Annotated in this window: 20 protein-coding genes, 4 tRNA genes and 1 other RNA gene; 16 read left to right on the forward strand and 9 right to left on the reverse strand. The window is 71.9% G+C overall.

Features of this window, described 5'->3' with window-relative positions; all coding sequences use genetic code 11:
• The first annotated feature begins 144 nt into the window (after positions 1–144).
• From SVTN_RS19880 to SVTN_RS19910, 7 genes are all read left to right on the forward strand, one after another.
• Positions 145–333 (forward strand): hypothetical protein, encoded by a 189-nt coding sequence (locus SVTN_RS19880; RefSeq protein ID WP_041130320.1) that lies wholly within the window; start codon positions 145–147, stop codon positions 331–333.
• A gap of 11 nt (positions 334–344) precedes the next feature.
• Entirely contained in the window at positions 345–692 is a 348-nt protein-coding gene (locus SVTN_RS41060) for a hypothetical protein (RefSeq protein WP_052499216.1), read from the forward strand.
• Between the two features lie 79 nt (positions 693–771).
• Complete coding sequence (locus SVTN_RS19890; RefSeq protein ID WP_041130321.1) at positions 772–1,497, forward strand: DNA cytosine methyltransferase; 726 nt, start codon at positions 772–774, stop codon at positions 1,495–1,497.
• A gap of 35 nt (positions 1,498–1,532) precedes the next feature.
• Entirely contained in the window at positions 1,533–2,333 is an 801-nt protein-coding gene (locus tag SVTN_RS19895) for a bifunctional DNA primase/polymerase (RefSeq protein WP_052499217.1), read from the forward strand.
• A gap of 1 nt (position 2,334) precedes the next feature.
• On the forward strand, positions 2,335–3,810 hold the full coding sequence (locus tag SVTN_RS19900) for a hypothetical protein (RefSeq protein WP_041130323.1): 1,476 nt from the start codon (positions 2,335–2,337) through the stop codon (positions 3,808–3,810).
• Positions 3,811–4,263: 453 nt separating this feature from the next.
• Positions 4,264–4,485 (forward strand): helix-turn-helix domain-containing protein, encoded by a 222-nt coding sequence (locus SVTN_RS19905; RefSeq protein ID WP_041130324.1) that lies wholly within the window; start codon positions 4,264–4,266, stop codon positions 4,483–4,485.
• A 10-nt stretch (positions 4,486–4,495) separates the two neighbouring features.
• Complete coding sequence (locus SVTN_RS19910) at positions 4,496–5,776, forward strand: tyrosine-type recombinase/integrase (RefSeq protein WP_041130325.1); 1,281 nt, start codon at positions 4,496–4,498, stop codon at positions 5,774–5,776.
• Positions 5,777–5,839: 63 nt separating this feature from the next.
• On the opposite strand, the gene SVTN_RS19915 is transcribed toward SVTN_RS19910, so the two are convergent.
• A tRNA-Ser gene (locus tag SVTN_RS19915) sits at positions 5,840–5,927 on the reverse strand.
• A gap of 117 nt (positions 5,928–6,044) precedes the next feature.
• On the opposite strand from SVTN_RS19915, the gene ffs reads away from it, so the two are divergent.
• From ffs to SVTN_RS19940, 6 genes are all read left to right on the forward strand, one after another.
• Positions 6,045–6,143: signal recognition particle sRNA small type (gene ffs / locus SVTN_RS41465), an RNA gene on the forward strand.
• Between the two features lie 160 nt (positions 6,144–6,303).
• Complete coding sequence (locus tag SVTN_RS19920) at positions 6,304–8,436, forward strand: DNA polymerase III subunit gamma and tau (protein ID WP_041130326.1); 2,133 nt, start codon at positions 6,304–6,306, stop codon at positions 8,434–8,436.
• A 61-nt stretch (positions 8,437–8,497) separates the two neighbouring features.
• Complete coding sequence (gene purD / locus SVTN_RS19925; RefSeq protein ID WP_041130327.1) at positions 8,498–9,751, forward strand: phosphoribosylamine--glycine ligase; 1,254 nt, start codon at positions 8,498–8,500, stop codon at positions 9,749–9,751.
• Positions 9,752–10,032: 281 nt separating this feature from the next.
• A complete protein-coding gene (locus tag SVTN_RS19930; protein ID WP_099055212.1) occupies positions 10,033–12,021 on the forward strand; it encodes a hypothetical protein in 1,989 nt (662 codons plus the stop codon).
• A 170-nt stretch (positions 12,022–12,191) separates the two neighbouring features.
• Complete coding sequence (locus SVTN_RS19935) at positions 12,192–13,652, forward strand: N,N-dimethylformamidase beta subunit family domain-containing protein (RefSeq protein WP_041130328.1); 1,461 nt, start codon at positions 12,192–12,194, stop codon at positions 13,650–13,652.
• An 89-nt stretch (positions 13,653–13,741) separates the two neighbouring features.
• Complete coding sequence (locus SVTN_RS19940) at positions 13,742–14,650, forward strand: phosphoribosylaminoimidazolesuccinocarboxamide synthase (protein ID WP_041130329.1); 909 nt, start codon at positions 13,742–13,744, stop codon at positions 14,648–14,650.
• Between the two features lie 116 nt (positions 14,651–14,766).
• On the opposite strand, the gene SVTN_RS19945 is transcribed toward SVTN_RS19940, so the two are convergent.
• The 8 genes from SVTN_RS19945 to SVTN_RS19980 all read right to left on the reverse strand — a co-directional run bounded on the left by SVTN_RS19945 (position 14,767) and on the right by SVTN_RS19980 (position 19,562).
• A tRNA-Gly gene (locus SVTN_RS19945) sits at positions 14,767–14,839 on the reverse strand.
• 22 nt (positions 14,840–14,861) lie between these two features.
• Positions 14,862–15,476 carry a response regulator transcription factor gene (locus tag SVTN_RS19950; RefSeq protein WP_041130330.1) on the reverse strand — a complete coding sequence of 205 codons (615 nt, stop codon included), beginning with the start codon at positions 15,474–15,476 and terminating at the stop codon, positions 14,862–14,864.
• Entirely contained in the window at positions 15,473–16,834 is a 1,362-nt protein-coding gene (locus SVTN_RS19955) for a sensor histidine kinase (protein ID WP_063782265.1), read from the reverse strand. The genes SVTN_RS19950 and SVTN_RS19955 overlap by 4 nt, the downstream gene beginning before the upstream one ends.
• A 28-nt stretch (positions 16,835–16,862) precedes the next feature.
• Entirely contained in the window at positions 16,863–17,657 is a 795-nt protein-coding gene (locus SVTN_RS19960) for an ABC transporter permease (RefSeq protein ID WP_041130331.1), read from the reverse strand.
• Positions 17,654–18,604: an ABC transporter ATP-binding protein gene (locus SVTN_RS19965; RefSeq protein ID WP_041130332.1), complete on the reverse strand. Its 951-nt coding sequence runs from the start codon at positions 18,602–18,604 to the stop codon at positions 17,654–17,656. Before SVTN_RS19965 ends, SVTN_RS19960 begins: the two co-directional genes overlap by 4 nt.
• Positions 18,605–18,752: 148 nt before the next feature.
• Positions 18,753–18,825 (reverse strand) — tRNA-Gly (locus SVTN_RS19970).
• Between the two features lie 84 nt (positions 18,826–18,909).
• Positions 18,910–18,981: transfer RNA gene (locus SVTN_RS19975), tRNA-Gly, on the reverse strand.
• A gap of 239 nt (positions 18,982–19,220) precedes the next feature.
• Positions 19,221–19,562 (reverse strand): histone-like nucleoid-structuring protein Lsr2, encoded by a 342-nt coding sequence (locus SVTN_RS19980; protein WP_041130333.1) that lies wholly within the window; start codon positions 19,560–19,562, stop codon positions 19,221–19,223.
• Positions 19,563–19,928: 366 nt separating this feature from the next.
• On the opposite strand from SVTN_RS19980, the gene purS reads away from it, so the two are divergent.
• The 3 genes from purS to purL are packed head-to-tail and all read left to right on the forward strand — an operon-like array spanning position 19,929 to position 23,100.
• Positions 19,929–20,174, forward strand: coding sequence for a phosphoribosylformylglycinamidine synthase subunit PurS (gene purS / locus SVTN_RS19985; protein ID WP_015035032.1), 246 nt, complete (start codon positions 19,929–19,931; stop codon positions 20,172–20,174).
• On the forward strand, positions 20,171–20,851 hold the full coding sequence (gene purQ, locus SVTN_RS19990; protein WP_041130334.1) for a phosphoribosylformylglycinamidine synthase subunit PurQ: 681 nt from the start codon (positions 20,171–20,173) through the stop codon (positions 20,849–20,851). Before purS ends, purQ begins: the two co-directional genes overlap by 4 nt.
• Positions 20,851–23,100, forward strand: a complete 2,250-nt coding sequence (gene purL / locus SVTN_RS19995; RefSeq protein WP_041130335.1) for a phosphoribosylformylglycinamidine synthase subunit PurL — start codon at positions 20,851–20,853, stop codon at positions 23,098–23,100. The genes purQ and purL overlap by 1 nt, the downstream gene beginning before the upstream one ends.
• The last annotated feature ends 2 nt before the right edge of the window (positions 23,101–23,102 follow it).

Genomic DNA, 23,102 nt, shown 5'->3' on the forward strand with positions numbered 1-23,102 from the left:
CCGGCGGCCACCCGCCTACGGGCGGGCTCGCTCGAAGCAAACGCTCGCCAGCGCGGCCACCGGTCCATGTCCCCGAGCTTGCGAGCACCCGGGGCCCGCGCAGCCTCCCAGCCACCCCAGCACGCCGTCAAAGGAGATACCGCCATGGTCGTGACCGTCTCCCTGGTCGCGCTCTTCGGACTCGTCCTGTTCTTCCTCCTGCGCTCCAAGTCCCTCGGCCCTGGTGCCGCGTTCATCGCCGTGATGTTCGGGTTCTTCCTCGCCTCCACCGGCGCCTCCAAGCCCATCAACCAGCTCACCGAATCCCTCATCCAGACCGTCTCGAACCTTTAAGCGGCCCGGCCATGAACCCTCTCCTCGACTGGGGCGACGGCCGCCACTTCGACCACACGCGGGACCGGCCGTGCTGCCTGTGCGGCCGGCCGACCCCGATGCGGTCCCACGCCGGTGAGGCCGTCCACAAGGTGTGCGCGGAGGACTGGAACGCGACCCACCCGACCGAGGCCCGTCGTTACACGCCGCCGTCCAAGGGCCGGCCGCAGCACGACGTCGGTACCTGGCGCTTCCACAACGACGGCCCCGTCACCGACCAGCGGGTGACCGTCCTCGCCCCGGTCCCCAGCGTCTCCCCGCAGCGCGACGTCGTCGACATCGACATCGAGCCGGGGCAACGCGGCCTGTTCGCCGCGTGACAGCACGAAGGGCGGCCCCCGTCTCGCCAAAGCCTGGGGCCGCCCTCACATCCAGCATCGAGAACTGGAGACACCCAGCATGACCCAACCCACCCTGATCCGGCGAGATGGCCGCAGGCCACTGCTGCTGGACCTGTTCTGCTGCGCCGGCGGCGCCGGGACGGGCTACCACCGCGCCGGGTTCGACGTCGTCGGCGTCGACATCGCCCCGCGCCCCAACTACCCCTTCACCTTCGCCCGGGCCGACGCCCTGGAGTACCTCGCCGCCCTGATCGCCTCCGGGGAGATCGAGCGGTACGCGTTCGTCCACACCTCCCCGCCCTGCCAGGCCGGATGCGCCCTCACCGTCGGCACCAATCGATCCAAGGGCTGGGGCGGCACCCACGTCGACCTCGTCCCGCCCACCCGCGAGCTGCTGGAGGCGTCCGGGCTGCCGTACGTCATCGAGCAGCCCAATGGGAAGGCGGAGATCCGCAAGGACGTGTGGCTGTGCGGGGAGATGTTCTCCCTCGGCGTCCTGCGTCACCGCAACTTCGAGCTCGGCCGCTGGAGCACCGCTCAGCCGGCCCACCCCAAGCACCGCGGCTACGTGCGCGGACACCGGCACGGCGTCTACCGGGACGGACCGTACGTCGCCCCGTACGGGAACGGCGGCGGCAAGGCCACGGTGCCGGAGATGCAGGCCGCCATGGGCATCACGTGGACCGACGTCCGCGAGGAACTCACCGAGGCCATCCCGCCCGCGTTCTCCCAGTGGCTCGGCACCGCATTCCTCTCCCAGACCCGGGCGGGGGTGGCCGCGTGAACAGCATCCCCACCACCGCCCTTGGCCTCGCCGAAATGGGGCTCCCGGTCCTGCCCCTGCGGGCCGACAAACGCCCCCTCGGCAACTGCCGCGCCTGCGACGACCTCGCCTGCGGCGGGCGACCGAACATGGCCACCCCGGGCCCCTGCGTCTGCCCGTGGCCGTGCCACGGCTGGGCCGCCGCCACCACCGACCCGACCGTCCTCGCCTCCCCGCAGTGGGCGGCCGCATGGCGCCGGACGCGGGCTATCGGCTACCACCCGGGCGGCGCCGGCGTGACCGTCGTCGACCTCGACAACCCGGCCGCCGTCGACTGGGCCCGCACCCACCTTCCGCCCACCGCGACCGTGCCCACCACACGCGGGCAGCACTGGATCTACTCGGGCACCATGCGCTCGGTGAACGGCGTCCGGGACGGTGTCGACCTGAAGTCCACCATGTCCTACGCCCGGTGGCTCGGCCCCGGCACCGGCACCCTGGCGGAGCTGCCGGACGTCGCGCGTGCGCTCGCCGAGAAGGCGCCGTCCACCGCCCGGCCGGCCTCGCTCGCGGCCGCGGTGCCCGCGCCGGCCGGGGGCGGGCAGTGCCGTCACCGCTCGCCCGCCTACCTGGAGCGCGGGATCGCCATGGCCGAGCAGCGGATCACCGAGGCGGCCGACGGGGTCCACCACACGGTGTACCGGACGTTCCTCGCGGTGCTGTCCACCCACGGCCGGTGCGGCTGCCTCACCGAGGCCCACATCGCCCGCCTGTTCACCGCCGCGCAGGCCAAGGGCGAGTCGCCCCGGCACTGCACCGATGCCTGGACCAACGCCCAGACCGCACTGGGGATGTGACATGTCCGAGGACGAGAAGAATCCGGCCCGCGAGATCATCGGCGACTACGCGCGCAGCAACTTCCGGTACTTCCGCACCGCCGACGGCACCGTGTACGCCCAGCGCAACGGCCACCCCGTCGCCCGCCCGATCCGCTCCCAGGGAACGACCGGCAGCCACCGCCAGGAACTCATCGTCGGCCTGTTCAAGGACGGCTACGGCGTCTTCAACGGAACCGCACTCAAGGAGGCTCTGGACTTGATCGAGGCACTGGCCATGAGCGAGCAGGTGCAGCCCGTCCACATCCGCGTCGCCCCCGGGTTCGACGGCGCCACCTGGCTCGACCTGGGCCGCAACGACGGCCAGTCCGTCCGCATCCACCCCACCGGCTGGGAGATCCGCACCCCCGACCCGCAGGAGGTGTGCTGGCGGCGGACCCAGCTCACCGGCGAGCTGCCCCTGCCGGCCAAGGACACCAACGGCAAGGGACTCGACCTCCTGCTGCGGCTGTGCAACTTCGCCAACGCCCAGACCGAGAGCCTCGCGATCGCCTGGCTCATCGGCTGTCTCGGACCGTCCGTGCCCGTCCCCGCCCCGTTCCTCACCGGCCCCCAGGGCGCGGGCAAGTCCACCGGCGCCCGGATGCTCGTCCGGATCATCGAGGGCATGAGCAGCGACCTGCGCCGCGCCCCGAAGGACGAGGAGAACCTCATCGCGGCCGTGGCCGCCGGATGGGTCACCGCCCTGGACAACCTCTCCCACCTGACGCCGGACATGTCCGACGCCATGTGCTGCATCGTCACCGGCGCCGAGAACGTCAAGCGGGCCCTGTTCACCGACGGCGACGTCGTCCGTTCCCGCTACCGAAAGCCGTTGCTGCTGACCGGTATCGACGTCGGCGTCATCCGGCCCGACCTCGCCGAACGGCTCCTCCCGCTCCGCCTGGAGCGCCCGCGCGTGCGGCGGACCGAGGCGGAGCTGTGGGCCGAGTTCGGGGAGATCCTGCCGATCATCCTCGGCTCGCTGCTCGACCTCACGGTCAAGGTCCGCGCGACCGAGGCCGAGATCCCGACCGACCTGCGCATGGCGGACTTCGCGCACCTGTGCGCGCAGCTCGACGCGGCCACGAGCTTCGGCGCGCTGGACGCCTACCGGGCCAGCCTGGACGATCTGAACGACGACGTCATCGAGGGCGATCTGCTCGCCCAGACCGTCCTGAAGCACGCCGCCGGCATCGACCCGGGCGCGGAGATCCGGATGTCGTCGTCCGAGTGGCTGCACTGCCTCACGCAGCTCTACACCGGCGAGGAATGCCGTCCCCTGCCCAAGGGGTGGCCGACCACCGGAAAGGTCCTCTCCGACCGCCTCAAGCGCATTCAGCCGGTCCTCGCCGCGCGCGGCGTGCTCGTCGACTGGGGCCGGACCGGCACGGCCCGCTACATCGAGATGACCCGCCCCACGCCGCCGGAGCCGGACGAGCAGGCCGGGATGTTCTAGACCGCGCCGCACGGGCCACCGCACAGGCAAGAGGAGCACGCCGCCACGCGAGGACGTGCTCCTCTTGCTCTTCGGCGGCCGCGCCGCCGCTCCAAGGGCGTGCCGCTCTGCGGCTCCCTCTTCACGCTCTAAGGCGCGCACAACAACAAACACCACCCCGCTCTTTTCCTAAGTAGGAAACGCTGCGTCACCTGCGTCACAACGGGTCCCAAAACGGCCCCTGAGCTGCATCAACGCGGGTGACGCAGAGCCCGAATGTCTGCGTCATCCTGCGTCACCTGCGTCATCCCGTGACGGACGGCTGCGTCACCGATGACGCAGCCCGCAAGCCTCTGCGTCACACAAACCCGCAGGTCAGAGGCGCGAATGACGCTGATGACGCAATGACGCAGAAATCCCCACCTAGGACACAACAGCCACCTCCGATCACGCCCCAGGCCAAAGGAGCGCCGCATGGACGCGTCCCTATCCGAAGTGACCGTTGACTCCACGCTCGTCTTGCTCACCGTCGAGGAGGCAGCTCGCCGTCTCCAGATCGGCCGGACCCTCTGCTACCGGTACATCGGCACCGGCGAGCTGGAGTCCGTACCGCTCGGCCGACTCCGCCGCGTCCCTGCCGACGCCGTCATCGCATTCGCCACCCAGCTCCGCCGCGCCCATCGGCCGGCCGCCTAAGAGGATCACTGTGGAACGACAGAAGAAGCGCACCCGCCGGGCGAACGGCGAAACGGCCATCTACTTCGGTAAGGACGGTCGTTGGCACGCCCGAGTGCCGATGGGCTACAAGGACAACGGGGAGCCCTATCGCAGGCACATCACGCGCCCCACGGAAGACGCCCTGAAGGATGAGGTCAAGCGGCGGGAGAAGCAGCGAGACCAGGGCACCGCACAGCAGCCCGGAAAGCTGTGGACCGTCGAGAAGTGGCTGTGTCACTGGGTCGAGAACATCGCCAAGGACGTCGTCAGCGAGAACACGTACGACGGTTACGAAGTGGCAGTGCGCGTGCACCTCGTTCCCGGCATTGGGAAGCACCGCATGGACCGCCTGGAGCCCGAGCACCTGGAAAGCCTGTACCGCCGGATGCAGAAGAACGGCAGTAAGCCCGCCACGGCTCACCAGGCCCACCGCACCGCTCGTACTGCGCTCGGAGAAGCCGTCCGTCGCGGCTACGCGGCGAAGAATGCCGCCGCCCTGGCCAAGCCGCCCCGGATGGAGGGCGACGAAGACGAGATCGAGCCCTACTCCGTCGAAGAGGTGCAGAGCCTACTGATCGCGGTGAACAAGCGTCGCAACAGCGCTCGCTGGATGCTCGCGCTCGCCCTCGGACTGCGCCAGGGCGAGACCCTCGGTCTGCGATGGTCTGACGTGGACTTGGACAACGAGTATCTGAAGCTGCGCCGGAACCGACTGCGGCCGAAGTACGCGCACGGATGCGCCGAAGCGTCGCCATGCGGTCGCAAGGCCGGGTACTGCCCCAAGCGCGAGCAGGTGCGGAGGGAGACCAAGAACACCAAGTCGCGGGCCGGCCGCCGGGCCGTTCCGCTGCCCGGTCCGCTGGTCGTGATGCTCCGTGCCCACAGGGAGGCGCAAGCCCTCGAACGGGCGAAGGCGGGGAACCTGTGGACACCGTCCGACTACGTCTTCACCAAGCCCCTCGGTGGCCCGCTCAGCCCGAACACGGACTACCACGACTGGAAGAAGCTGCTGGGCGACGCGGGGGTGCGTGACGCGCGCCTGCACGATGCCCGGCACACGGCTGCCACCGTGCTCATGCTGCTCGGGGTCCCGGACCGCGTCATCGACCAGATCATGGGGTGGGAGCCGGGCACGTCCTCCCGGATGCGGGCGCGGTACCTCCACGTGCCGGACGCCATGCTGAAGGACGTGGCCCGGAAGATCGCTGAAGCGATCTGGGGGCCTCCGGAAAAGCTCCCTGTGGACAAAGACCAGGACAACGAGGGCTGAGGCAACGTCGAAGGGCCCCACCGCGAACGGTGGGGCCCTTCGACAACGTGCCCGGTGAGGCACTGGCGGAGGATACGAGATTCGAACTCGTGAGGGGTTGCCCCCAACACGCTTTCCAAGCGTGCGCCCTAGGCCTCTAGGCGAATCCTCCGTGGAGAACATTACATGACCGGAGAGGGTGCTCGTGCACACGATCGCGGGCGGGGGTCGTCGAAGGGTGCAGGTCGACGGGGGTGGCCGGGGAGGGGCGTGGATCGGGTACTCTGGGCGGAGCCCCTCACGTGGCGCTATCTGACTGAACTCCCCCAGGGCCGGAAGGCAGCAAGGGTAGGTCGGCTCTGGCGGGTGCGTGGGGGGCGCTTGCGTTTCCCGGCCCGTTCGTTTCCCGGCCTGTTCGTTCCCGGCCTGTTCGTTCCCGGCCCGTTCGTTTCTCGGCCCGTTCGTTTCTCGGCCCGTTCGTTCCCCGGCCCGTCCCGGTGCGGGCTTGTTTTCCCGGGTTGTCGGTGGGCGCCTATAACCTCGTATACGTGTCGTCTCTCGCGCTGTACCGCCGCTATCGTCCCGAGTCCTTCGCCGAGGTCATCGGGCAGGAGCATGTCACCGACCCGTTGCAGCAGGCCCTGCGGAACAACCGGGTCAATCACGCGTACCTGTTCAGCGGGCCCCGAGGGTGCGGAAAGACGACCAGTGCGCGCATTCTCGCGCGGTGTCTGAACTGTGAGCAGGGTCCCACTCCGACGCCCTGCGGCGAGTGCCAGTCCTGCCGGGACCTCGCGCGGAACGGGCCCGGGTCCATCGACGTCATCGAGATCGACGCCGCCTCCCACGGTGGTGTGGACGACGCCCGTGACCTGCGGGAGAAGGCCTTCTTCGGGCCCGCCTCCAGCCGGTACAAGATCTACATCATCGACGAGGCCCACATGGTCACCTCGGCGGGCTTCAACGCCCTCCTGAAGGTGGTCGAGGAGCCGCCGGAGCACCTCAAGTTCATCTTCGCCACGACCGAGCCCGAGAAGGTCATCGGGACCATTCGGTCCCGGACCCATCACTATCCCTTCCGGCTCGTGCCCCCCGGCACCCTGAGGGACTACCTCGGCGAGGTCTGCGGGCACGAGGGCATTCCCGTCGAGGACGGCGTGCTGCCGCTCGTCGTCCGCGCCGGTGCCGGGTCCGTGCGTGACTCGATGTCCGTCATGGACCAGCTGCTCGCCGGTGCCGCCGACGACGGTGTGACCTATGCCATGGCGACCTCTCTCCTCGGTTATACGGACGGGTCCCTGCTCGACTCCGTCGTCGACGCCTTCGCAGCCGGGGACGGCGCCGCCGCGTTCGAGGTCGTCGACCGGGTCATCGAGGGCGGGAACGACCCCCGGCGGTTCGTCGCCGATCTGCTTGAGCGGCTGCGGGACCTCGTGATCCTCGCCGCCGTGCCCGACGCCGCCGAGAAGGGGCTCGTCGACGCCCCCGTCGACGTCATCGAGCGCATGCAGGCGCAGGCGTCGGTGTTCGGGGCCGCAGAGCTCAGCCGGGCCGCCGATCTCGTGAACGCCGGGCTGACCGAGATGCGCGGCGCCACCTCGCCCCGCCTCCAGCTGGAGCTGATCTGCGCGCGCGTGCTGCTGCCCGCCGCCTTCGACGACGAGCGCTCCCTCCAGGCGCGGCTCGACCGTCTCGAGCGTGGGGCTGCCGCCGCGCCCGCGCCCGTCTTCACGCCCGGACCGCCGGCGCCCGCCATGGCGTACGTGCCCGGGCCCGAGGCCCACACCCCGATGGCCCCGCCCCCGCCGGCCCCGGCGCCCGCGCCCGTTCAGCAGGCCGCGCCCGTTCAGCAGCCCGCCCCCGTGCAGGCCCCCGTACAGGACGGGCCCCGGCCCGGTGCCTGGCCCGGTGCCGCCACCCCCGGCGGCGGCGCTCCCGGCGCCTGGCCCGGCGCGTCCGCGCCCGCGGCGCCCGCCGCCCCGGCCCCCGCGCCCGTACACGCGCAGCCCGCGCCGCAGTCCGCCGCTCCGGCTTCCTCGGGCGGGGACACGGCCCAGGTGCGGAACCTGTGGCCGCAGATCCTCGACGCCGTGAAGAACCGGCGGCGCTTCACCTGGATCCTGCTCAGCCAGAACGCCCAGGTGGCCGGGTTCGACGGTACGACCCTCCAGCTCGGCTTCCTCAACGCCGGCGCCCGCGACAACTTCGCGAGCAGCGGCAGCGAGGAGGTCCTCAAGCAGGCCCTCGCCGAGCAGTTCAACGTGAACTGGAAGATCGAGGCGATCATCGACCCCTCGGGTGGCTCCGCGCCCCCGCCCGCCGCCACCGGCTTCGGAGGCGGAGGCGGGAGCGGAAACGGCGGCTTCGGTGGAGGCGGCGGCTTCAACGGAGGAGGAGGCGGTCGGTCCGCCGTGCCCGCCCCCGCCCCGGCCCCCGCCTTCCAGCAGGCCCCGCCGCCCGCCCCCGTACAGGCGCAGCCCGCCTCGGCTCCCGCCTTCCAGCAGGCTCCGCCGCCCGCTTCCGCGCCCGCGTACGCGCCTCCGGCGCCGCAGACCGTGGCGCCCGAGGACGACGTCCCCGAGGAGGACGACCCGGATCTCGTCGAGTCGGCGCTGTCCGGGCACGATCTGATCGTGCGCGAGCTCGGAGCCACGGTTGTGGAGGAATATCCGAACCAGTAGGGGCGTCTCGCTCGGTGGCCCGCACAAAGGGCATCCCGCCCCGCGGGCTACCCTGGCAGGCGTGAAGGTCCTCGTCATCGGCGGCGGCGCCCGCGAACACGCCCTGTGCCGCTCTCTCTCCCTCGATCCCGACGTCACCGCTCTGCACTGCGCGCCCGGCAACGCCGGAATCGCGGAGGTCGCCGAGCTGCACCCCGTCGACCAGCTGGACGGCGCGGCCGTCGCCGCGCTCGCCACCGAGCTGGGCGCCGACCTCGTCGTCGTCGGCCCGGAGGCCCCGCTCGTCGCCGGCGTCGCCGACGCCGTCCGCGCGGCCGGCATCCCCGTCTTCGGCCCGTCCCGGGAGGCGGCGCAGCTGGAGGGCTCCAAGGCCTTCGCCAAGGACGTCATGGCCGGCGCCGGGGTCCCCACCGCCCGCAGCTACGTCTGCACCACTCCGGCCGAGATCGACGAGGCGCTCGACGCCTTCGGCGCTCCGTACGTGGTGAAGGACGACGGCCTCGCCGCCGGCAAGGGCGTCGTCGTCACCGAGGACATCGAGCAGGCCCGGGCGCACGCGCTCGCCTGCGAGCGTGTCGTCATCGAGGAGTACCTGGACGGCCCCGAGGTCTCCCTCTTCGCGATCACCGACGGCACGACCGTCCTCCCGCTGAAGCCCGCGCAGGACTTCAAGCGTGCGCTCGACGGCGACGAGGGCCCGAACACCGGCGGCATGGGCGCCTACTCGCCGCTGCCCTGGGCCGACCCGAAGCTGGTCGACGAGGTCATGGAGACCGTCCTGCAGCCGACGGTCGACGAGCTGCGCCGTCGCGGCACCCCGTTCTCCGGCCTCCTGTACGCGGGTCTGGCGATCACCAGCCGCGGTGTCCGGGTCATCGAGTTCAACGCGCGCTTCGGCGACCCCGAGACCCAGGTCGTCCTGGCCCGCCTGAAGACCCCGCTCGCGGGCGTCCTGCTGCACTCCGCCAACGGCACCCTGGCCGACCAGGCCCCGCTGAGCTGGAGCGACGACGCCGCCGTCACCGTGGTCGTCGCCTCGCACAACTACCCGGGCACCCCGCGCACGGGCGACCCGATCGAGGGCCTGGACGAGGTCGCGGAGAAGGACGCCCCGCACGCGTACGTGCTCCACGCCGGTACGAAGCGGGGCGAGGACGGTGCCGTCCTGAGCGCCGGCGGGCGGGTCCTGTCGGTCACCGCCACCGGTTCGGACCTGGCGCAGGCCCGCGAGCGCGCGTACGCGGCGGTCGGCCGTATCCGCCTTGACGGTTCGCAGCACCGTACGGACATCGCGCGGAAGGCCGCCGAGGCCTGATTCCGCTCGTTTTCGCCTGAATCCTTGTGATTCCACTTGTGGCCGTGGGGTGCCGAACCTGTGCACCACACGGCCACAAGTGCGCCATCACCTTTACCCAAAGCCATTCCATCGAGTGACGGCTCGGCCATACGGATGACGCCCGCCACAGCCCCAACTAGGGTGCGGCGAAGGCATTCCGGCACTTGGCCCACCGGCATTGCGATGTCAGTGGCGGGTGCCACAGTGGGGGGGGTGAGCAACACCGCCACAGGCAATCCCGTCGAGGGCAGGAGGGGGTGATGAACGGCGTGTCCGGTACCGGTTCCGTTGTCGGCGAGGAGTGGGGTGCGCGCGCCGCGCACTCCCGGGCCCTCGCCGTCCTCCGCGTCCGCGGCAGGGCACTGGGCCTCGCGGTGCTCCCCGCCGCGGTGGCCGTCGTCCTGTACGCGGGCGGGGTCACCGGCCACTTCACGGGAGCGGCCTGGGACGCGGCCCGCTGGGTCGTGACCGTCCTCGCCGTGCTCGTCCTCCTCGCCGCCGCGGCCGTCGCCCTCGTCATCGCCCGGGCCCGCCCCGCTGCCACGCCGACGGTGGAGCTCGCCGAGACCGCCGCCCCCGATCTGTACCGGCTCCCCCCGGGCCCCCCCCACCGGCTCGGCGTCCCGGCGCCCGCCGCGATAGCCCTCACCCCGGACTGCGACAGCTGGCTGGAGGACCGCACCCACCGGGCCCACCGCCATCTCCACCGCACGTCCGGCGGCGACGGCGCCCCGGTCCTGGTCATAGGCTCGCCCTTCCTGTGGTGGATGCGCGTCGGCGAGCTGCGGGCGGTCCTCGCCCCCGTCGTCGCCGGTACGGGACCGGCCGCCCAACCCGACATAGCCGCCGCCCGCCGCTTCGTCCGCGGCCTGGACGCCGCCGTCGCCGTGCCCCGGAGCCCCGGCCTCGATCCGCTCCGCCGGCTCGGCGCCCACGGCGTCGGGCAGGTCGCCCGCGTGCTGCTCCGCGCCTGCCGCGGACACGCCGCCGAGATGGAGCGCGGGGTCGCCGCCGCCGGCTCGGAGCGCGCCCAGGCCGTCGACTACGGCGTACGGATCGTCGCCCAGGAGCAGGTCGGCCTGGCCTACGCGGGCTGGGACCGGCTCCTCACACGGGTCGCGCTGCCCGCCTGGCGCATGGGCCGCTGGCCCGCCAAGCTCGACGCGGGCGTGGTCTCCGCCCTGACCGAGCTCTCCCGCCGGGACCGGCTCGCGGAGGGCTTCTCCTCCCGGCTCGGCGAGCGCCCCGCCTGCGACCTCCTGGAGGAGCCGGGCGCCGTCGACGAGGCCACCTCGCTGCTCGCCGCCCGTCTCTTCCACGGCGGCCCGGCCGAGCCCGGCCCCGACTGGGCCCCGGTGGAGTGGAGCCAGTACCCGGAGGAGGTCGTCGACCGGAAGTGGCGCACCGACGCGGCCCGCCTCCACCAGGTCCTCGACGGCCTGGGCGTGACCGAAGCCGCCGGAGGCCGGACCTCCGACGCGGCCGGCCCGACCCTGACCCGCGTGATGGCCCACCTGACGACTCCCCGGCCGGATGCCGGACCCGAGGCCGACGCCGGGTCCGAGACCGGGTCCGAGACCGGGTCCGAGACCGGATCCGAGACCGGGTCCGAGACCGGGTCGGAGAACGGATCCGAGACCGGATTCGAGACCGGGTCGGAGTTCGCCCCCATGCCCGCGCCCGAGTCCGAGTCCGAGGTCGGACCCGCGCCCGAGGCCGGGCCCGAAGCCGCCCCCGACCTCCCCGCCGACCCCGCCGCCCCCGACTTCCCCGACGAGGACGACGAGGGCGACGAAGAGCCCGTCAATCCCGCCGCCGACGCGCTCGCCGGGGCGCTCAGTGCGCTGCTCGCGCGGGAGGAGGCGGCCCGGGAGGCCCGGGTCGTCGCGGCCGCCGAGTCCGCCCGTACCGCCGAGAAGGCCGACCGGGCCGGCACCGCCGCGCCCCACGTGGTCGTGAGCGGCCCCGACGGGCCCCTGCCGCTGTTCCCGCTCCAGCCGCCCCGTACCGGCCGTGACCTGCTCGCCGACCACGTGACCGCCATGGTCTGCTGTGCGGCCGTGGACACCGCCGAGGCCGCTCCCGGCCTCGACTGGCTCGACGGTCCGGCGCTGCTCGTCGGGGGCGAGCGGGCGGCGGACCTCGGTCCCCGGGTCCTCGCCCTCGTCGAGGACGGCGACCCGGAGCCCCTGCGGGCCTGGCTCACCCGCACCGGGGTGCGCCCGGAGAAGCCCGTACGCCTGGTCTGAGGGCCCGCCGGACCCCCGAATACCCGGAGGTACGGCTTCCGCTCTCGTCAATTCACGACGAACGGTGACGGAGTGCGTGCGTTATGTGATGTGCTGGAGACCGCGACTGACAGAGGCACGATCCAGAGGCACTGACCGGCCGACCCGGGGGAGTCGAGGGAGGGGCGCACATGGGGGCGGAGCAGATCAGACGGTGGGAGTCGGGTGCGCTCGCGCACGCCGTCTCCGATCCCTTCGGCCAGGGCCCGCTGCCCTGGCTGCGCGGCTCGGACAACTACTTCGACGACACCGGCCAGATGGTCCCCTGGTACGCGGACGAGGTCCTGGCCCGGGGCGGCAGCGGCGGCCCGCGCACGGCCGACGACGTCCGGCGCCAGATCAAGGGCTTCGCGTCCGGCGGGGCCGTGGCACCGGGCGAGTCGATCGACTTCCACATCACCGTGGACCCGCCGCAGCAGTTCTCGGTCGACGTCTACCGGATCGGGCACTACGGCGGCGACGGCGCCGCGAAGATCACCACCAGCCCGCGCCTCTCCGGGATCGTCCAGCCGGCCCCGCTCACCGCCGACCGCACGGTCTCCTGCCACCACTGGTGGCAGTCCTGGCGGCTGCAGGTCCCCACGTACTGGTCGATCGGCGCGTACGTCGCCGTGCTCACGACCGTCGACGGGTACCGCTCGCACATCCCCTTCACGGTCCGCGACAACCACCCGGCGGATCTGCTGCTCGTCCTCCCGGACGTGACCTGGCAGGCGTACAACCTCTACCCGGAGGACGGCCACACCGGCGCCAGCCTGTACCACGCCTGGGACGAGGAGGGCAGGCTGCTCGGCGAGGAGGAGGCGGCCGTCACCGTCTCCTTCGACCGTCCGTACGCGGGCGCGGGGCTGCCCCTGCACGTCGGGCACGCCTACGACTTCATCCGCTGGGCCGAGCGCTACGGCTACGACCTCGCGTACGCGGAGACGCGCGACCTGCACGCCGGCCGGGTCGACCCGAGCCGCTACCGGGGTCTTGTCTTCCCGGGCCACGACGAGTACTGGTCGGCGCCGATGCGCCGGACCGTCGAACTCGCCCGCGACCAGGGCACCTCGCTCGTCTTCCTCTCCGCCAACACCATGTACTGGCAGGTGGAGCTCGCCCCTTCGCCGTCCGGGGTGCCGGACCGCCTCCTCACCTGCCGCAAGCGCCGCGGCCCCGGCCGCCCCGCGCTCTGGCGCGAGGTCGACCGGCCCGAGCAGCAGCTCCTCGGCATCCAGTACGCGGGCCGGGTGCCCGAACCACACCCGCTGGTCGTACGGAACGCCGACCACTGGCTCTGGGAGGCCACCGGCGCGGGCGACGGCGACGAGCTCCCGGGCATGGTCGCGGGCGAGGCCGACCGCTACTTCCCGCGCACCGCGCTCCCGGAGCACCAGGGCCGCATCCTGCTCTCCCACTCGCCGTACCGGGACAGCGAAGGCGCCCTGCGCCACCAGGAGACGAGTCTCTACCGGGCCCCGTCCGGCGCCTGGGTCTTCGCGTCCGGCACCTTCGCCTGGTCACCGGCGCTCGACCGGCCGGGCCACGTCGACGCCCGGGTCCAGCGGGCCACCGCGAACCTCCTCGACCGCATCTGCAAGAGGGAGTGAGCGGGGGCTCACAGGGTCCGACGGCGGGATTCGTCCCCACGTGCGAGAGAATCGGACACGTTCCCTGGATCAACCTACGCGGAGGAACCGTGTCCGGATTCGTAGAAAAGCCCGAGCCCGTCCAGGTCCCGGGCCTGACCCATCTCCACACGGGCAAGGTCCGCGACCTGTACCGGAACGAGGCGGGCGACCTCGTCATGGTGGCGAGCGACCGCATGTCGGCCTACGACTGGGTGCTGCCCACCGAGATCCCCGACAAGGGCCGGGTCCTCACCCAGCTCTCCCTGTGGTGGTTCGACAAGCTCGTCGACCTGGTCCCGAACCACGTGATCTCCACCGAGCTGCCGACCGGCGCCCCCGCCGACTGGGCGGGGCGCACGCTGATCTGCAAGTCGCTGGACATGGTCCCGGTCGAGGCCGTCGCCCGCGGCTACCTCACCGGCTCCGGCCTCCTGGAGTACAACGAGTCCCGCACGGTCTGCGGCCTCGCGCTCCCCGAGGGTCTGACCGACGGCTCCGAGCTGCCCGCGCCGATCTTCACCCCGGCCACCAAGGCCGCCGTCGGCGACCACGACGAGAACGTCTCGTACGAGGAGGTCGCCCGCCAGGTCGGCGCCGAGACGGCCGCCCTGCTGCGTCAGACGACCCTCGCGGTCTACTCCCGGGCCCGGGACATCGCGCGCGACCGCGGGATCATCCTCGCCGACACCAAGTTCGAGTTCGGCTTCGCGGGCGAGACGCTCGTCCTCGCCGACGAGGTCCTCACCCCGGACTCCTCCCGCTTCTGGCCGGCCGCCGAGTGGGAGCCGGGCCACGCCCAGCCCTCGTACGACAAGCAGATCGTGCGGAACTGGCTGACCTCGCCGGCCTCCGGCTGGGACCGCAAGAGCGAGCAGCCGCCGCCGGCGCTGCCGCAGGAGGTCGTGGAGAAGACCCGCGCCAAGTACATCGAGGCGTACGAGCTGCTGACCGGGAACGCCTGGTCCGACAGCTTCTAGTCGGCAGATGCCGTACGGGCCCGGAAGCGGGGCCCGTACGGCATCCCGGCCTCCTGCCGCCGTAGGCACACACGACGAAGGCCCCGGTTCCTGAGAACCGGGGCCTTCGCTTTCTGAGCGGACGACGAGATTCGAACTCGCGACCCTCACCTTGGCAAGGTGATGCTCTACCAACTGAGCCACGTCCGCATGCGCCGTAGCGCGCTGCTAACTATACCCAACCTCTGGACCGCGCGAGACGCACCGCCGTGTGACGGTTCTCCGCACCCAGCTTCGCGGTGGCGGAAGAGAGGTAGTTCCGGACCGTTCCGGGGGAGAGTGCGGCCCGCCGGGCGATCTCCGCGACGGGGGCGCCGTCGGCGGCGAGTTCGAGCACCTCGGCCTCGCGGGCGGTCAGCGGCGAGTCCCCGGAGGCGATCGCGTCGGCAGCCAACTCGGGGTCCACATAACGGTTTCCGGCGTGGACGGTACGGATCAGCTCGGCCAGCCGCTGGGCACTGACCGTCTTCGGGGCGAAGCCGCGGACGCCCGCCGCGAGCGCCCGCTTGAGGTGGCCGGGGCGGCCGTGGCTGGTCACGATCATCGTGCGGCAGTCGGGGAGTTCGTCCCGGATCGATGTGGCCACCGTCACACCGTCCGCCCCCGGCATCTGGAGGTCGAGGACGGCGACGTCGGGCCGGTGGGCGCGGGCCATGGCGAGCGCCTCGGGGCCGGTCGCGGCCTCGGCGACCACGACCAGGTCGTCCTCCAGGGCGAGCAGGGCGGCGAGGGCGCCCCGGATCAGGTGTTCGTCGTCGGCCAGCAGTACGCGCACGGGCTCGGTCACGCGACCGTCTCCTCTTCCTGTCGGGCGTCGGGTTCCTGTCGGGCGTCGGGCTTTCGGGTGGCGGCCTCTCGGGTCTCGGGCTTTCGGGCGGCGGCCTCTCGGGCGGCGGACGGGGCGGACTGAGGGGCGGGCCGCGGGGCGGCCGACGGCACGCGGGCGGTGACGCGGAAGGACTGCGGATCCGCGAACCCCGCCTCCAGGGTGCCGCCCACCGCCCCGAGCCGTTCGCGCAGTCCGGCGAGTCCCGAGCCGGTACGGCCGGGGGCGCCGGCCTCGTCCCGTACCGCCGCCCCGTCGTTCTCCACGGTCAGCACGGCCTCCCCCTCCCGGGCGCGCAGGGTGATCGCGCAGCGGCGGGCGTCGCCGTGCCGCAGCACGTTGGTGGTGGCCTCGCGGACGACCCAGCCGAGCGCGGACTGCACCTCGACGGGCAGGTCGAGGGCGGGGGCGTCGACGGCGCAGGCGATGCCGGCGGCGTCGAGGACGCCCCGGGCGCCCTCCAGCTCGACCCGCAGGTCGGCCTCCCGGTAGCCGCGGACGACCTCCCGCACCTCCCGCTGGGACTCCTGGGCGATCCGCTGGACCTCGACCATCTGGTCCACGGCCTCGGGGCGGCCGCGCCGGGCGAGCTGGACGGCCAGCTCGCTCTTGAGCGCGATCACCGAGAGGTTGCGGCCCATGACGTCGTGCAGGTCGCGGCCGAAGCGGAGCCGCTCCTCGGCGACGGCGAGCCGGGCCTTGAGGTCGCGGGAGCGCTCCAGCTCCTGGACGACGCCGAGCAGCCAGGAGGAGAAGCCGCAGGCGGAGGCGTAGGCGCCGCCGCCGACGAGGACGCCGACCAGGGTGATCAGGCCCTCCGGGGCGCCGTGGCCGAAGGCGGTGACGGGCAGCGCGGCGGCGACGGCGGTGCCGGCGACCGCGTACGCCATGTGCCGCACCCGGTCCAGGCAGAAGACGAGCGCGCCGGTGGTGAAGACCGAGGTGCCGACGAGCACGCTCGCGACGACGGAGGCGTCGGTCAGCACCCCGGCCGCCCAGAGGCCGGAGACGGCGAGGTTCGCGAGGAGGGTGGCGGCGGCGAGGGCGGCGGCGAGCCGGACGGGACGCGGCCGCGTGCCGGTGGTGTGGTCGAGGGCGCGGGAGGCGACCACCCCGCAGAGCACGGCGTGGACCAGGACCCACAGGGCCAGGCCGAGCGCCCCGCCCGTGCCGAGCCCGCTGCGCCCGCCGCTGCTCAGCGGGGCGCCGCCGAACGCGAGGACCTCGACCGGGGCCATGAGGTGGAAGGTCCACCGGGTGTACAGCTCGACCTTCCCGGCGACGCTGCGCCGTGACCACCATCCCGTCATCGCGGACATCGCGTCCCGTCTCCCCTCCGGTCCCGCCCTAGCGCCGGGGTTCCCAGCGGAACCAGCGGCGGACCGCCCACCCCGTCAGGACGCCCCAGGCCACTGTATTGAGGGCGGCGGTGAGCAGGCTGCCCGCGTGGGCGGTGCCGAGCCAGCCGGCTCGGACGAACTCCATGACGCCGCTGAGCGGGAGCAGTTGGGAGAGGTCGGCGGCGAGCTCGGGCAGGGCGTCGTGGGGGACGAAGAGGCCGGAGCCGAAGGAGGAGATCAGGAAGAGCGGCAGGGTGGTGAGGCCGGCGCTCTCGACGGTGCGGGTGATGGTGGTGGTGACGGCGGCGAGCCCGGCGAGCAGCACGATCGCGCCGACGAGGCCGAGGGCGAGCAGGTCGGGGCGGGCGGGGGCGTCGGAGCCGAGGAGGGTGAAGCCGCCGACGGTGAGGATCGCGCTCTGGACGAGGGCGATGGCGGCGGCGGGCAGGGCGGTGCCGGTGAGGATCTCGGTGTCGGTGGCCTCGCCGGTGCGCAGCCGCTTGAGGACGAGTTCCTCGCGGCGGGCGACGAGGCTGGAGGTGAGGCTCATGTAGACGACGAGCAGCAGGATCATGCCGGTGCCGCCGATGAGGGTGGCGGCGCCGGGGGAGATGCCGAGGGTGGTTTCGTCGACGTTCTTGAGCGAGGACCGCAGCACGAAGATCATCAGCAGTGGCATGGCGGCCGCGACGAAGAGGTTGTTGCGGTTGCGGCCGAGGAGGGTGAGTTCGGCCCGGCCGAGGGCGGTGAGCCGGGTGAGGGCGGTGGACGGCCGGCCGGTGGTGAGGGTGGAGGTACTCATCGGATCACGGGCTCCTTCGGGCCGGCGGGGGTGTCCTCCGTGCGGGAGGCGATGTCGAGGAAGGCCTCTTCGAGGGAGGCGGTGCGGGCGTCGAGCCCGTCGAGCCGGACGCCGTGGTCGTGGGCCCAGCCGAGGAGTGCGGTGAGGTCGTCCTGGAGGGCGTGGGTGCGGATCTCGATGCGGCTGCCGTCGGCGGCGGCCTTCAGTCCGAGCGGCAGCCGGGCGGCGGGCACGTCGGCGGGGAGCGCGAAGCGGATCCGGGCGGGCTGGGCGGCGGTGACCTCGGCGGGGGTGCCGGAGAGGACGATCCGGCCCTGGTGCATGATCGCGAGCCGGTCGGCGAGCGCCTCGGCCTCCTCCAGGTAGTGCGTGGTGAGGAGGACGGTGGTGCCCTGTGCGCGCAGGGCGCGGACGAGTTCCCAGGTGTCGCGGCGGCCCTCGGCGTCGAGGCCGGTGGTGGGCTCGTCGAGGAAGAGGACCTCGGGGCGGCCGAGGAGGGCGCAGGCGAGGTCGAGGCGGCGGCGTTCGCCGCCGGACAGCTGCTTGATCCGCACCTTCTCGCGGTCGGCGAGACCGACGGCGCCGAGGGCCTCGCCGGTCGGCCGGGCGCCGCTGGTGCAGCCGGCCCACATCCGTACGGTCTCGGCGACGGTGAGGTCGGAGGGGAAGCCGCCCTCCTGGAGCATGACGCCGATGCGGGGGCGGACGACGGACCGTTCGCGGTACGGGTCGTGGCCGAGGACGCGGACGGTGCCGCCGGTCGGGGCGGCGAGGCCCTCCAGGAGTTCGACGGTGGAGGTCTTGCCGGCGCCGTTGGTGCCGAGCAGGGCGAGGATCTCGCCCCGGGGCACGGAGAGGGAGATGCCGCGCACCGCCTCGAAGCCGCCGTCGTAGCTGCGGCTCAGGTCGGTCGCCTCGATGGCCGGTGTCAGGGCTTCAGCTGTCATGGCTCCAGCCTCCGGGCCGTATGGGGCGGAGGGCAGTGCGCGCTGTCATCGTCCCGGCTGACAAATGTCATGCCCCGGGGAGGCGGGGGAACACTCCGGGGGTACGACAAAGGCCCCGGTTCCTGAGAACCGGGGCCTTTGCTCCCTGAGCGGACGACGAGATTCGAACTCGCGACCCTCACCTTGGCAAGGTGATGCTCTACCAACTGAGCCACGTCCGCATTGCTACCGGTCAGCTTTCGCTGCTCGGTGCGAGCACCACTCTACCTGATCCACCGGAGTGGTCGGTAACGCGTTTCTCGCAGAGCGGGTGACAGGGATCGCACACTGCGCCTTCCCCCTGGAAGGGGGCTGTTCTGCTACTGAACTACACCCGCACGCTGCTGGGGACTCGGCTTTTCGGCCTCGCCCCTCGGCGTGATCCAGACTCTAGCCGATCAAGGGGGGTGCAATGCAAATCGGCTCCGACCGAGGCTTCGGCCGAGGCTTCGGCCGAGGCTTCGGCCGAGGTGCACGGCCGAGGTGCACGGCCGAGGTGCACGGCCGAGGTTCGCGGCTGAGGTTCGCAGCCGAGGCCGGCGGCCCCGCGCCCCGTCACCCCTCTCGGGGCCCCCGCTCAGCTCGCCGCGCGGAAGGCCTCGTAGACGCGCTTGGGGATCCGGCCGCGGGCGGGCACGTCCATCTTGTTGGACTGGGCCCAGGCGCGGACCGCCGCCGGGTCGGGGGCGAGGGCGGTGTGGGTGTACGAGTCGGCCGCGGGGCGCCGGCCGACCGTCGCCCGGACGGGGATCTTGCGTCCGGCGGCGAGGTAGGGCGCGAGGGCCTTGCGGAGTTTCTTTGCATTGGCAGCATTCAGGTCGATCTCGTACATCTTCCCGTCGAGGCCGAACGCAACCGTTTCAGCAGCTTCTCCGCCTTCGATGTCGTCGGAGAGGGTGACCACCACACGCTGAGCCACGGATATCGGTCCTTTCCTGCGGCCGCCGAGGTCGGGAGAGCGCTTGTGGCGCCCCTGACGTGCGACGATGCCGACCGTACGGCTGTGTCGGAACAATGCTGCTTTCTTCTGGATTCCTTTGTACAGCGGTAGGCGTCGTATGGGGAAGCCCCGGCAATTGTTTCAGCGTGTCCCGGTGCAATGCGGTCCGCAATATTTCACTCGAATTTTGGGCGGGAGTGTGCGTTCGGCGTGTGGGGGTTGTCCGTGTGACGCACACCGCTCTGAACCGGGCTTTTGTAGGATCCTTCAGATCTCTACCCGCGTAGAATTTGGAGGCAGGTACGCTGAGGGAACCGCCCACGCAACACACCACCGGGAGTGCCAGTGGCACGCGTCGTAGTCGACGTCATGCTCAAGCCGGAGATTCTCGACCCTCAGGGGCAGGCGGTGCAGCGTGCACTGCCTCGCCTGGGATTCGCCGGAATCGCCGACGTCCGTCAGGGGAAGCGCTTCGAGCTGGAGGTGGAGGGACCGGTCGACGACGCCGCCCTCGCCCGCATCCATGAGATGGCCGAAACCTTCCTTGCCAACACCGTGATCGAAGACTTCGTCGTGAAGGTGGAGTCGTGACCGCACGCATCGGCGTCGTCACGTTCCCCGGAACGCTCGACGACCAGGACGCGCTGCGTGCCGCCCGCCTCGCGGGCGCCGAGCCCGTGTCGCTCTGGCACCGGGACAAGGACCTCAAGCAGGTCGACGCCGTGGTCCTCGCCGGCGGCTTCTCCTACGGCGACTACCTGCGGGCCGGAGCCATCTCCCGCTTCTCGCCGGTGATGGAGACGATCATCGAGCAGGCGAAGGCGGGCATGCCCGTCCTCGGCATCTGCAACGGCTTCCAGATCCTCACCGAGGCCCATCTGCTGCCGGGCGCGATGCTGCGCAACAACCACCTCCACTTCATCTGCCGCGACCAGAAGCTGCGGGTGGAGAACGCGGAGACCGCCTGGACCTCGGACTACTCCGAGGGCCAGGAGATCGAGGTCCCGCTCAAGAACATGGACGGCCGGTACGTCGCCGACGAGCGCACGCTCGACGAGCTGGAGGCCGAGGGGCGGGTGGCCTTCCGCTACCTGGACATGAACCCCAACGGCTCGCTGCGCGACATCGCGGGCATCACCAACGCCGCGGGCAACGTGGTCGGCCTCATGCCGCACCCGGAGCACGCCGTCGAGCCGCTGATCGGCACCGGCAAGACGGACGGCCTCGGTTTCTTCACCTCGATCCTCAAGAAGCTGGTCAACGCCTGATGAGCCTCGACACCGTCAAGCACGCGAGCGAGACGCCGGACAGCGAGCAGCCCTGGAAGGAGCTCGGCCTCAAGGAGGACGAGTACGCGCGCATCCGCGAGATCCTCGGCCGCCGTCCCACCGGCGCCGAGCTCGCCATGTACTCCGTCATGTGGTCCGAGCACTGCTCCTACAAGAGCAGCAAGGTCCACCTGAAGCAGTTCGGCGAGAAGACCCCCGTCAACGACGCCATGCTCGTCGGCATCGGCGAGAACGCGGGCGTCGTCGACGTCGGCCAGGGGTACGCGGTCACCTTCAAGGTCGAGTCGCACAACCACCCCTCGTACATCGAGCCCTACCAGGGCGCGGCCACCGGCGTCGGCGGCATCGTCCGCGACATCCTCGCCATGGGCGCCCGCCCGGTCGCGGTCGTCGACCCGCTGCGCTTCGGTGCGGCCGACCACCCCGACACCAAGCGCGTGCTGCCCGGTGTCGTCGCCGGCATCGGCGGCTACGGCAACTGCCTGGGCCTGCCGAACATCGGCGGCGAGGTCGTCTTCGACTCCTGCTACCAGGGCAACCCGCTGGTCAACGCCGGCTGCATCGGCGTGATGAAGCACGAGGACATCCACCTCGCCAAGGCCTCGGGCCCCGGCAACAAGGTGATCCTGTACGGCGCCCGCACGGGCGGCGACGGCATCGGCGGCGTCTCGGTCCTCGCGTCCGAGACCTTCGACGACACCAAGCCGGCCAAGCGCCCCGCCGTCCAGGTCGGCGACCCCTTCCAGGAGAAGCTCCTCATCGAGTGCACCCTGGAGATCTTCAAGGAGAAGCTCGTCGCGGGCATCCAGGACCTCGGCGGCGCCGGGCTCTCCTGCGCCACGTCCGAGCTGGCCTCCGCCGGTTCCGGCGGCATGCGGGTCGACCTGGAGAAGGTCCACCTGCGCGATGCGACGCTCTCGCCCGAGGAGATCCTCATGAGCGAGTCGCAGGAGCGCATGTGCGCGATCGTCGAGCCGCAGCACGTCGACCGCTTCCTGGAGATCTGCGAGAAGTGGGACGTCATCGCCGTCGTCATCGGTGAGGTGACCGAGGGCGAGCGCCTGGAGATCTTCTGGCACGGCGAGCAGATCGTCGACGTGCCGCCGCGTTCCGTCGCCCACGAGGGCCCGACCTACCACCGGCCGTTCGCGCGCCCGGACTGGCAGGACGCGCTCCAGGCCGACGACGCCGGCAAGCTGCCCCGGCCGCAGAACGGCGCCGAGCTGAAGGACCAGGTCCTCAGGCTCGTCTCCTCCCCGAACCAGGCCTCGAAGTCCTGGATCACGGACCAGTACGACCGGTTCGTTCAGGGCAACACGGTCCTGGCGCAGCCCGAGGACGCGGGCATGGTCCGCATCGACGAGGAGACCAACCTCGGCGTGGCCATGGCGACCGACGGCAACGGCCGGTACGCCAAGCTCGACCCGTACACGGGTGCGCAGCTCGCGCTCGCGGAGGCGTACCGCAACGTCGCCGCCTCCGGTGCGAAGCCGCTGGCCATCTCGGACTGCCTGAACTTCGGTTCGCCCGAGGACCCGGCCGTGATGTGGCAGTTTGCCGAGGCCACCCGTGGTCTCGCGGACGGCTGCCTCCAGCTGGGCACCCCGGTCACCGGTGGCAACGTCTCGCTCTACAACCAGACGGGCGAGACCGCGATCCACCCGACGCCCGTCGTGGCCGTCCTCGGTGTGATCGACGACGTCAACCGCCGCACCCCGATCGCCTTCGCGGAAGAGGGCCAGCTCCTCTACCTGCTCGGCGACACCAAGGAGGAGTTCGGCGGTTCGGCCTGGTCCGAGGTGATCCACCAGCACCTCGGCGGCATGCCGCCGGCCGTGGACCTCGACCGGGAGAAGCTGCTCGGCGAGATCCTCATCTCGGCCTCCCGCGACGGCATGATCGACGCGGCGCACGACCTGTCCGACGGCGGTCTCGTGCAGGCGGTCGTCGAGTCCTGCCTGCGCGGCGGGAACGGCGCGCGCCTGGTCGTCCCCGAGGGCCTGGACGCCTTCACGTTCCTCTTCAGCGAGTCGGCCGGCCGTGCGGTCGTCGCCGTCCCGCGCAGCGAGGAGCTCCGCTTCACCGACATGTGCGGTGCGCGGGGTCTGCCGGCGACCCGGATCGGTGTCGTCGACGGCGACGCGGTGGACGTGCAGGGCGAGTTCGCGCTCTCCCTCACGGAGCTGCGCGAGGCGCACGAGGCGACGATCCCGGGCCTGCTGGCCTGATC

Origin of the sequence: Streptomyces vietnamensis (genome assembly GCF_000830005.1) — a bacterium.
GTDB classification, from domain to species: domain Bacteria; phylum Actinomycetota; class Actinomycetes; order Streptomycetales; family Streptomycetaceae; genus Streptomyces; species Streptomyces vietnamensis.